Source organism: Paraburkholderia aspalathi (assembly GCF_900116445.1).
In the GTDB taxonomy this organism is placed as follows: domain Bacteria; phylum Pseudomonadota; class Gammaproteobacteria; order Burkholderiales; family Burkholderiaceae; genus Paraburkholderia; species Paraburkholderia aspalathi.
The window spans coordinates 1-9385 of the sequence record NZ_FPBH01000071.1 but is presented as its reverse complement, the minus strand read 5'-3'; the positions used below and the strand labels follow the sequence as shown (position 1 = coordinate 9385).

The following is a 9385-nucleotide window of genomic DNA, read 5'->3' as shown; positions in this document are numbered from 1 at the left end:
ACTTTTTTAAATATTCCCCTTTCCGGGTGTCCAGGTTTACTTGACCACTACAGTGCCGCCCCGCACAGGGGCAACGCTAATAGACCACTAACAATTCAAGGAAAGGCACCAAAGCCAGAACAAGGAAAGGCCAACGCCCTAAGAACACGAACAACAAGCGCCACGAAGGCAAAAAAACCGAAAACCTTCAAACAACAACCCCCTCCGCCGCAGGCGCCCCAAGCGCATTACGAATAGCATTAGCCAGTTCACCGGCTGCAAACTTAGCCACATACCCATTCGCCCCAGCATTCTTCACATGCGCCTCGTTGGCTGCACCCGTCAAAGAAGAATGAATAATCACCGGAATATCCCGAGTCCGCTCATCAGCCTTGATCTGACGGGTCAACATGAACCCGTCCATCTCCGGCATCTCGAGATCAGTCAACACCAGCGCAATACTGTCCTTCACCCGCGTGCCGTTAGCCTGCGCTTCACGCGCAATCTGCTGCAACGTATTCCACGCCTCTTCGCCAGTCTTGGTCATCACGTAGTCTGCGCCGATCGCGCTCAACGCCTGCTCGATCAGCTTGCGCGCAAAACCGGAATCGTCAGCGGCGAGAATCTTCGCGCCAGGGCGGATGCCAAGCGCGTCACCCACCGAGGTCGGGTCGACGCTCGGATGCTGTGACGGAAACACGTCACGCAACACCTGCTCCACGTCGATCACCTGGGCAAGCCGCGAATCGCCCGTGTTGCCGTCGATACGTGCAATGCTCGTCACCAGATTACCGCCGGCCGCGCCTTCCGCGGAGAGCACCTGGTTCCATTCGAGCCGCACGATGTCGTCCACTTCCTCGACCGCAAAAGCCTGCGTCGAACGCGCGAATTCCGTCACCAGCAAAATGTTCAAACCGCGCGTCGGCTCGCAGCCCATCAGGCGCGGCAAGTCGATCACGGGAATAATCTGGCCGCGAATGTCCACCGCGCCCATCACGAACGGCGAAGAACCCGCAATCGGCGTCACCGGCGGCATCGTCGAGATTTCACGCACCTTGAAGACGTTGATGCCGTAAAGCTCATGCGCGTCGCTGCCGGGAACCGAACCCAGCCGATACAGCAGCAACTCGAATTTATTGGAACTCGTCAGATTGCTGCGTTCATCGTTCGCGCGGTGATCTACTGCCATCGAATCTCTCCAGGGATTGCGGTGCGAGTGGTGCGCCATGCATACCGTTCGTTCGGCCCTGGCGCGTGCCCTACCTTTCTGTTATCGGCGCAGTAGCAGGAAAGTTCAGTGAATTCAGGCGGTTTGCCGGTGTTTTCTGGTTTACACCAAGCCGCTATTCGGGGCAGGAAGACGCCGGTGGCCGTACAGCAAAAACAGGTATTTCGTATGAAGGTTACCTAACGTTACAGAAGCGACAGCATGGTTTCACATGCTGGGTAGTGCGCCTCCTAGAATGCACAGCGATAAGAGCGCGGCGCCGTTAGCCAGTCGCAAGCGACTTGCAAGGTTCAGTGCAATCGCGTGCCATGGCCAAGGCGCACTCGCATCTCCGTCGTTTCGCTTCCACTCCAAGGAGAACGTATGATCCGCTTGCCTCTCGCCGCCATCACCAGTGCCTGCATGGCCAGCCTTATGGTTGTCGCTACCTCGGCCAGTGCCCAGACTGCGGCCGCGCCGGATGCAGTTCGCATTCATGCCGCCGACCAGACCTTTATCACCGACGCCACCAAGGCTGTCGCCACGCAACGCGACGCCGCACGCATCGCCACTTCGCGCTCAACCGACCGGGACGTGAAGGCATTCGCTGAGCGCGTGTCGAACGACAACGCGAAAATATCCGACGCGCTGCGCGCCGCTAGCCCGCGTGGCGTCGACGTGCCGAAGAACGATCCGGACCCGGCGGTGCTCGCGAGCATCAATAACCTGCGCGGCGCCGACTTCGACAAGACCTACATCGAGCAGGTCGCGCTCGCCGGCGAACAGAAAGCGCTGTCGGCCTTCCAGGCGGAAATCGCATCGGGCCGCGACGAACAATTGAAGGACGCGGCGAAAAAGGCACTCCCGACCATCCAGGAGCACTACGCAATGGCTCAGGATCTCGCCAAGCGTAAGCATCTGACTGCCCAGTAAGCCGGACATCGGACACATCAGTCACACCAGCCACAGTCCAGGCATCAAGGCGCGCGTCACGTAGCGACGTGACGCGCGCCGCAACGCGGCATAGAAAGCCGCTTAAAAACACGTCTAAAAGAGACGCCTGCAAAACTCGCCCCCAAAACAAGCAGTTCTCCCTCCCGCTCGCGCACATTCGAAGCCGCTTGCACACAGCAGACCAAACGCGTTCTTTTCGGCGATAATCGGCTTCGTTCTTTCAAGCCTGACCCGCGTGGCTTCCGCCGCGACTCAGCAAGCTTGAAAGCGGTTTCCCGGTTCCACACGCATTCAATCCAAGCTCACCTCATGAGCAAGCCTGCCAATCTCCCGCAACAGTTGGACCATATGCTTCGGCAAGCCGTCGCGCTTCAGCAGAACGGCGCATTCGCCGAGGCCGAAGAACTCTATCGTGAGATTCTCGAACTCAAGCCACGCCATTTCGAGGCGCTGCAATTGTTGGGCTCACTTGCGCTGCAGGCGGGTCGCCTCCAGGAAGGCATCGAGCTCCTCAGAAAGGCGCTCGCCATCAATGCGAAACAGGCGCCCATCCATTCGAATCTCGCTTATGCGCTCAATGCCCTGCAACGTTTCGACGAAGCACTCGCGAGCGCCAATCGCGCGCTCGCATTGCAATCGAAATTCCCGGACGCACTGAACAATCGCGGCAACGCGCAAGCCGGCCTGAATTTGTCCCTTGATGCGCTCAGCAGCTTTGATCGCGCAATCGCCTTGACACCGGATTTCGCGCAAGCCTGGAACAATCGCGCCTGCGTGCTGCGCGATCTGGGCCGTCCCGCCGATGCGCTCGCAAGCTGCGATCACGCACTCGCATTGCAGCCGACTTATCCCGACGCGTGGAGCAATCGCGGCAACGCGCTCAGCGACCTGAATCAGGCGGACGACGCGCGGCAATGCTATGAGCGCGCGCTCGAACTCGCACCTGCATTTGCCGATGCCTGGAACAACCTTGGACTGACCCAGGTCGATCTCGGTGAGCACGCGCAAGCATTGCAGAGCTATGAACGCGCATTGGCCGTCAATCCCGCCGCTGCCGAGACGCATTGGAACCAGTCGTTGTGTCTGCTGCAACTGGGGCAACTGGAAGCGGGTTGGAAAGAGTACGAATGGCGTTGGGAGCGTAGCCGGATCAAAGCAGGCCGGCGCACCTTCGCGCAACCGCTTTGGCTGGGCGATTTTTCGATCGACGGCAAAACAATTCTGCTTCACGCGGAGCAGGGTCTCGGCGACACGCTGCAGTTCTGCCGCTATGCCGGGATGGTGTCGAAGCTCGGTGCAAAAGTCGTGCTCGAAGTGCCAGATGAGTTGATGCGGCTAATGTCCACGCTCGACGGCGTGGATCAATTGATCGAAGCGGGCCAGGTTCTGCCGCCGTTCGATTGTCACTGCCCATTGCTGAGTCTGCCGCTTGCATTCAAGACCGATCTCGCGAGCATTCCGTCAAAGACGCCTTATCTGTTCGCCGACCCGCAAGCAACGCGTGAATGGCACGAGCGTATCGCTGAGCAAGCAGAAGGGCGCCCGAAGGTCGGACTCGTGTGGGCCGGCGGAAACCGGCCGCATGTCGCCGAGCTCCGCAAGAACGACGCACGCCGTTCGATTACGTTCGAGCGGCTCGCACCGATTCTCGATGTGCCGAACGTGCAGTTCTTCAGTCTGCAAAAGGGACCGTCTGCGCTTCAGTTACCACACAGCGATTCGCACCCTAACGTCATTGACTACACCGAAGAACTCGATGACTTTGCCGACACTGCCGCGCTGGTGGCAAACCTCGACCTGGTGATATCCGTAGACACATCCACCGCGCATCTGGCTGGCGCGCTAGACAAGCCGGTATGGATTCTGAATCGTTTCGACACTTGCTGGCGCTGGATGCTGGAGCGCTCAGATACGCCCTGGTATGCGCAAGCGAAATTGTTCCGGCAGCCGGCATTGGGCGATTGGGACAGCGTGATTCGAAACGCGCGTGATGCACTGGCCGCGCTCGCCGGCACGTTTGCCGAGACGCGCGTAGACTAAACGTCCGTTTATCGATGGCTACGACACGGAGAATCGTCAATGGAATACAGGCATTTGGGTGCATCTGGTTTAAAGGTGCCGGTACTGAGTTTCGGTACGGGCACATTCGGCGGCAAGGGTGAGTTTTTCCAGGCGTGGGGCGCCACGGACGTCGCCGAAGCGCGTCGTCTGATCGACATCTGTTTCGATGCGGGCGTTACGATGTTCGACAGCGCCGACATTTATTCGAGCGGCGCTTCCGAGTCGGTGCTCGGCGAAGCGCTCAAGGGCAAGCGCGACAAAGCGATTATTTCGACCAAAGCGACTTTCCGTTTCGACGACGGTCCGAACAATGTCGGCTCGTCGCGCTTTCATCTGATTCAGGCGGTGGACGCAGCGCTCAAGCGTCTGCAAACCGACTACATCGACCTGTTCCAGTTACACGGTTTCGACGCGAAGACGCCTGTCGCCGAAGTCATGTCGACGCTCGACGATCTCGTGCGCGCCGGCAAGATCCGCTACACCGGCGTGTCGAATTTCTCCGGCTGGCATCTGATGAAATCGCAGGACACCGCGGATCGTTACGGCTATCCGCGCTATGTCGCGAACCAGACTTACTACTCGTTGATCGGTCGCGATTACGAGTGGGAGTTGATGCCGCTTGGCGTCGATCAAGGTGTGGGTGCTGTGGTGTGGAGTCCGCTCGGTTGGGGACGTCTCACCGGCAAGATCAAACGCGGCCAGCCGTTGCCGGAAACGAGCCGGCTGCATAAAACCTCTGACATGGGGCCGCCGGTGCCGGACGAGTACCTGTTCCGCGTGCTGGATGCAATCGATGAGGTTGCGGCCGAAACCGGTAAGACCGTGCCGCAAATCGCGCTGAACTGGCTGCTGCAGCGGCCTACCGTATCGACGGTGCTGATCGGTGCGCGCAACGAAGAGCAGTTGCGGCAGAACCTCGGCGCGGTGGGTTGGAATCTGACGCCCGAACAGGTGGCGAAACTCGACGCTGCGAGCGCTGTACGTCCCGCGTATCCGTATTGGCATCAGGAAGGATTTACGGAGCGTAATCCGAAGGCGGTTTAAGTACGCTTCTTTGGCTTTGCCACGGCGTAACCATCCGCTCCGGCTCGACTGCTATTTAACGAGTTCGGCCGGAGCGGCGAACAGTTCGCTGTAATAGCGGCGCCCTGCATCGAGATGTTGATCGAATGCGAAACCTTGTTTGAGCATCACGTCAAAATCGGCGCGTTCGATTTTCATCACATAGCTGTGTTCGGTCGTGACAAGGCTGCATGGCCGATCGGTCACAGTCGCGCTAAACCATTTTCCCGCACTCGCATGACCGGCCGGATACGACTGTTGGCCGTATTCGATTTGCCAGCCACCGTCTAAAAGAATCCACATGCCTTGATCATTCGCAGTGCCGCCGTGAGCGCTGCTATCGCATTGCGCGACCACGGTGCCAGATTGCGCTTCCCATTCATGCGAATGGCCGATCACCCAACGCAATTGTTCGGTTGTGAGGCTCGTAAAGAAGGGCGTGTGCTTCAACAGATGAAGATAAGTCACTGAGGGTTTCATGGCTGTACTCCGCGTGGTGACGGATGCGTCCGGCGACTGAGCTTGTTGTCGCGCATCGCAAGCGGTGATCAGAAACGGCAGCAGCACGGCGCAGGCGAGCAGGATTGAGGGTTTCATGAGCGTGTGGGTTCAAAGCGGGAAAGGAACGGCGGGACGCAAAGGTCTATCAGTCAGCCTCAGCGTCCCCCACGGTCATGTATTGATTACCGCTTGATCTTCGCTTCGAGCAAATCGCCCATACCGATGCGTTTGGCGAACTCGATGCGCATGCGTTCCGAGACTTCGAGCACTTCACGCGCGCCGTCGCCGACGAAGTCGATCACCGAGCGCATCGGCCGCTCGCCTGACGGCAACGCGACGATCCGCACGATTTCATCGGCCACGGCTTGCGGATCGGCGTCGTCCGGTGTGAGTTCGGACAGACGCTCGCCGATCTGATCCATCACGCCGTCATAGCGTGCATACGCGGCGGCGCGCTCCGCATCGGCAGGTTTGCCGGCACTCGGAAAGTGTGCGGTGCCGCGAGTGAACGCGCCCGGCACCACGATCGAGGTCTCGATACCGAAGCGCGCGATTTCGTAGGCGAGGGTGACGGCCAGTGAATCCATCGCCGCCTTTGCAGCGCCGTAAGGCCCGAGGAACGGAGGAAAACCGCCCTTGGTCGTCGTGCTGCTGATCCACAACATCAAGCCCGCTTCCTGCTGGCGCAGATACGGCAGCACCGCACGGTTGACACGCTGCGCGCCGAGCAGGTTGGTGTCGAATACCTTCACCATTTCCTCGGGCGTGAACGCTTCGGTCGGACCGACCACCAGATGGCCCGCGTTCTGCATCACCACGTCGAGCCGTCTTTGCTCGCGAATGATCGTCGCGGCGGCGGCATCGGCGGATTCTTGCGACAACACATCGAGTTCAAGCGGATGCAACTGGATGTCCTTCGCTTGGGCGAGCGCTCGAATTTCATCGGCGCGCGGCTTGTTGCGTCCTTCGACATCGCGCATCGTCGCGTAGACGATATGGCCGGCTTCGGCCAACGATTGCGCGGTGAGCTTGCCGATGCCCGTACCCGCGCCCGTAACCAGGATGACGTTCTTCTGCATTTTTCTGCTCCGAGTCGTGAAAGTGATACGACGTTTAAAGCTGCTGTGAGAGAGGCGCTTTGTGTGTTTTCAAGCTCAGTTAAGCCACACCGCCATTGGCGCGCAGGACCTGGCCATTGACCCAGCCTGCATCCGGCCCGGCGAGGAAGGACACCACCGAGGCGATGTCGTCCGGCTGGCCGAGACGCTGCAGCGGTGGCATCTTCGCGAACGTCTGGATCTGTTCTTCGGTCTTGCCGTCGAGGAACAGCGAGGTCGCGATCGGGCCCGGCGCCACCGCGTTGACGGTGATGTCGCGGCCGCGCAATTCCTTGGCGAACACATGCGTGAAGGCTTCGACGGCGGCCTTGGTGCCGTTGTAGATCGCGTAGCCCGGCATGTTCAGCGCCAGCGTCGTGCTCGAGAAGTTGACGATGCGTCCGCCGTTGTTCATCCGTGCGGCCGCTTCGCGCAGCGTGTTGAAGGTGCCGCGCACGTTGATGCCGAAGGTCTGGTCGTACAGCGCGTCGCTGGTGTCGGCGAGCGGCAGCGTCTTCAGCACGCCTGCGTTGTTGACCAGCACGTCCACTTTGCCGAGTTGCTGTTCGGTGATTTCGAACATGCGACGCACGTCGTCGGCGTTCGCAACGTCGGCCTTCACGGCGATGGCTTTGGTGCCTGCCGCTGTGAGTTCCGCGACCAGCGCATCGGCTTCCGTCGAGCTCGATGCGTAGTTCACGGCAACTGCAAAGCCGTCCTTGGCGAGGCGTTGCGCAACTGCTGCGCCGATGCCGCGGGATGCGCCGGTAACGATGGCGACTTGAGCGTTTTTGATCGTGTTCATGATTCGTTTCCTTCTGTCTGGTGGGTTGGTGAGGTGAATCATGGTCGCTTTCGTCGCTGAGATAATCGGGTTAGACTTGCCATCATCATTCCATTTACTTTAATAATTGGCCGACGGGCAGCCGGATCTCCAGCCCGGCAAAGGCATCAACCATGGATCGTTTCGAGGAAATGCGGGTGTTCATCCGGATCGCCGAGCGGCAAAGCTTCACGCGCGCGTCGGACGACCTGCAGATTCCGCGCGCCACCGTCACCAACCTGATGAAGCGCATGGAGCAGCGGCTCGGCGCGCGGCTTCTCGAGCGCACCACGCGCTCTGTACGTCTCACGCACGACGGCGAGGCGTATTACCGCCGCTGCGTGCGGCTGATCGCCGATATGGAGGAGGCGGAGGGTTCGTTTTCCAACATCGCGCCGAAGGGCCTATTGCGTGTGAATTTGCAGGGCACGCTGGCCCGGCACTTCGTCGTGCCGGCGCTGCCGGCGTTTCTCGCGCGATTTCCCGACATCGAACTGACGATCGGCGAGGACGACCGGCTGGTCGATCTGGTGCGGGAGGGGATCGATTGCGTGTTGCGGGCGGGCAATCTGCAGGATTCGTCGATGGTGGGGCGGCGCGTGGCGCAATTGCCGCAAGTGACGGTGGCGAGTCCGGCTTATCTGGAAGCGTACGGCGAGCCGGCCGATCCGTCGGCTTTGTCCACGCATCGCGCGGTGAATTATCTATCCAGCGCGACGGGCAAGCCGGTGCCGCTCGAATTCAGAATTGACGGGCGCGATACGGCCACGTACTTGCCGTCGACAGTATCTGTGACGGGTGCCGATCTCTACACAGGTTCGGCGGTGGCCGGGCTTGGCATCGTGCAAGTGCCGCAATACCGCGTGATGAGTGAACTCGCGTCAGGGCGGCTGAAGATCATCCTCGCGGAATTCCCGCCGCCGCCGATGCCGGTTTCGGTGCTGTATCCGCAGAATCGCCAGTTGTCGTCGCGGGTGCGGGTGTTTGCGCAATGGCTGCGGGATATTTTCGAGGCGGCAGGTGCGCAGACGGGTTCACGGTAAGCGTGTGAGTTCAGCGCAGGCGCGCGGCGATTGTCATATGGCGCGAGCAGTTCGTGCTTTTGCGTAAGCCGCGCTGCGTATCGTGGGATCATACGGGCCGTGCTCGGCGATTTTGCTTTTTGCACGGTGGGGAATAATAGGAGCAGGACGATGATCGATGGACTGGTGGGCGGGCGCTTATACGGCGAGGCGCAGATCCGCACGGGGCAGAATGGTAAGCGCTTTGTGACCTGCAAGGTCCGGGCGACCACCAATGATGGCGATACGATTTTCGTTAACGTGATTGCGTTTGATGATGAGGTGCAGACTGCGCTGCTCGCTCTTGGTGACGCGGATAGCGTCGCGTTGAGTGGTGCGTTGACGCCGAAGGTTTGGACCGACAAGAATGGGTTGATTAAGCCTGCTGTGGATATGGTTGCGCATAAGGTGCTTGTGGGGTATTTGCGAGAAGGGTAATGGTTGGTTTTTGCCTTTTGCGGCGGCATTTGGCCGTGTTCTGAGGGCTTTGGCCTTTCCTTGAATTGTTAGTGGTCTATTAGCGTTGCCCCTGTGCGGGGCGACACTGTAGTGGTTCAATGAACCTGGACACCTCTAAAGGGGATAATTCTCCAACTGAGGTGAGAAATGAGCAGACGGAACATTCCTGAAGAATTCAAGG

The 9385-nt window shown here is 59.7% G+C and carries 9 protein-coding genes; 5 read left to right on the top strand and 4 right to left on the bottom strand.

The annotated features are described in order from the left end of the window. Positions 1 to 187: 187 nt before the first annotated feature. Positions 188 to 1168: a chemotaxis protein gene (locus tag BM438_RS44085; protein WP_093647809.1), complete on the bottom strand. Its 981-nt coding sequence runs from the start codon at positions 1166 to 1168 to the stop codon at positions 188 to 190. Positions 1169 to 1570: 402 nt separating this feature from the next. Here BM438_RS44085 and BM438_RS44080 point away from each other — a divergent pair, with 402 nt between their 5' ends. From BM438_RS44080 to BM438_RS44070, 3 genes are all read left to right on the top strand, one after another. Further along, on the top strand, positions 1571 to 2119 hold the full coding sequence (locus BM438_RS44080) for a DUF4142 domain-containing protein (protein WP_093647807.1): 549 nt from the start codon (positions 1571 to 1573) through the stop codon (positions 2117 to 2119). Positions 2120 to 2449: 330 nt separating this feature from the next. Continuing rightward, positions 2450 to 4180 carry a tetratricopeptide repeat protein gene (locus BM438_RS44075; RefSeq protein WP_093647805.1) on the top strand — a complete coding sequence of 577 codons (1731 nt, stop codon included), beginning with the start codon at positions 2450 to 2452 and terminating at the stop codon, positions 4178 to 4180. Between the two features lie 39 nt (positions 4181 to 4219). After that, complete coding sequence (locus BM438_RS44070) at positions 4220 to 5245, top strand: aldo/keto reductase (protein WP_054043530.1); 1026 nt, start codon at positions 4220 to 4222, stop codon at positions 5243 to 5245. A gap of 51 nt (positions 5246 to 5296) precedes the next feature. Here BM438_RS44070 and BM438_RS44065 read toward each other — a convergent pair whose 3' ends face one another. The 3 genes from BM438_RS44065 to BM438_RS44055 form a co-directional block, all read right to left on the bottom strand. Next, positions 5297 to 5743: a hypothetical protein gene (locus tag BM438_RS44065; RefSeq protein WP_244179617.1), complete on the bottom strand. Its 447-nt coding sequence runs from the start codon at positions 5741 to 5743 to the stop codon at positions 5297 to 5299. 203 nt (positions 5744 to 5946) lie between these two features. Further along, entirely contained in the window at positions 5947 to 6843 is an 897-nt protein-coding gene (locus BM438_RS44060) for an SDR family oxidoreductase (RefSeq protein ID WP_093647800.1), read from the bottom strand. Between the two features lie 79 nt (positions 6844 to 6922). Next, positions 6923 to 7666, bottom strand: a complete 744-nt coding sequence (locus BM438_RS44055; RefSeq protein WP_093647797.1) for an SDR family oxidoreductase — start codon at positions 7664 to 7666, stop codon at positions 6923 to 6925. Between the two features lie 152 nt (positions 7667 to 7818). On the opposite strand from BM438_RS44055, the gene BM438_RS44050 reads away from it, so the two are divergent. Together BM438_RS44050 and BM438_RS44045 are read left to right on the top strand one after the other, a co-directional pair. After that, a complete protein-coding gene (locus BM438_RS44050) occupies positions 7819 to 8727 on the top strand; it encodes a LysR family transcriptional regulator (RefSeq protein WP_093647795.1) in 909 nt (302 codons plus the stop codon). 150 nt (positions 8728 to 8877) lie between these two features. Continuing rightward, positions 8878 to 9183, top strand: coding sequence for a single-stranded DNA-binding protein (locus tag BM438_RS44045; protein ID WP_054043526.1), 306 nt, complete (start codon positions 8878 to 8880; stop codon positions 9181 to 9183). Positions 9184 to 9385: the final 202 nt, after the last annotated feature.

What these genes read in the sequence shown, in the direction of transcription:
- BM438_RS44085 (WP_093647809.1), bottom strand. Translation starts at nt 1,168, where the DNA reads ATGGCAGTAGATCACCGCGCGAACGATGAACGCAGCAATCTGACGAGT.
- BM438_RS44080 (WP_093647807.1), top strand. Translation starts at nt 1,571, where the DNA reads ATGATCCGCTTGCCTCTCGCCGCCATCACCAGTGCCTGCATGGCCAGC.
- BM438_RS44075 (WP_093647805.1), top strand. Translation starts at nt 2,450, where the DNA reads ATGAGCAAGCCTGCCAATCTCCCGCAACAGTTGGACCATATGCTTCGG.
- BM438_RS44070 (WP_054043530.1), top strand. Translation starts at nt 4,220, where the DNA reads ATGGAATACAGGCATTTGGGTGCATCTGGTTTAAAGGTGCCGGTACTG.
- BM438_RS44065 (WP_244179617.1), bottom strand. Translation starts at nt 5,743, where the DNA reads ATGAAACCCTCAGTGACTTATCTTCATCTGTTGAAGCACACGCCCTTC.
- BM438_RS44060 (WP_093647800.1), bottom strand. Translation starts at nt 6,843, where the DNA reads ATGCAGAAGAACGTCATCCTGGTTACGGGCGCGGGTACGGGCATCGGC.
- BM438_RS44055 (WP_093647797.1), bottom strand. Translation starts at nt 7,666, where the DNA reads ATGAACACGATCAAAAACGCTCAAGTCGCCATCGTTACCGGCGCATCC.
- BM438_RS44050 (WP_093647795.1), top strand. Translation starts at nt 7,819, where the DNA reads ATGGATCGTTTCGAGGAAATGCGGGTGTTCATCCGGATCGCCGAGCGG.
- BM438_RS44045 (WP_054043526.1), top strand. Translation starts at nt 8,878, where the DNA reads ATGATCGATGGACTGGTGGGCGGGCGCTTATACGGCGAGGCGCAGATC.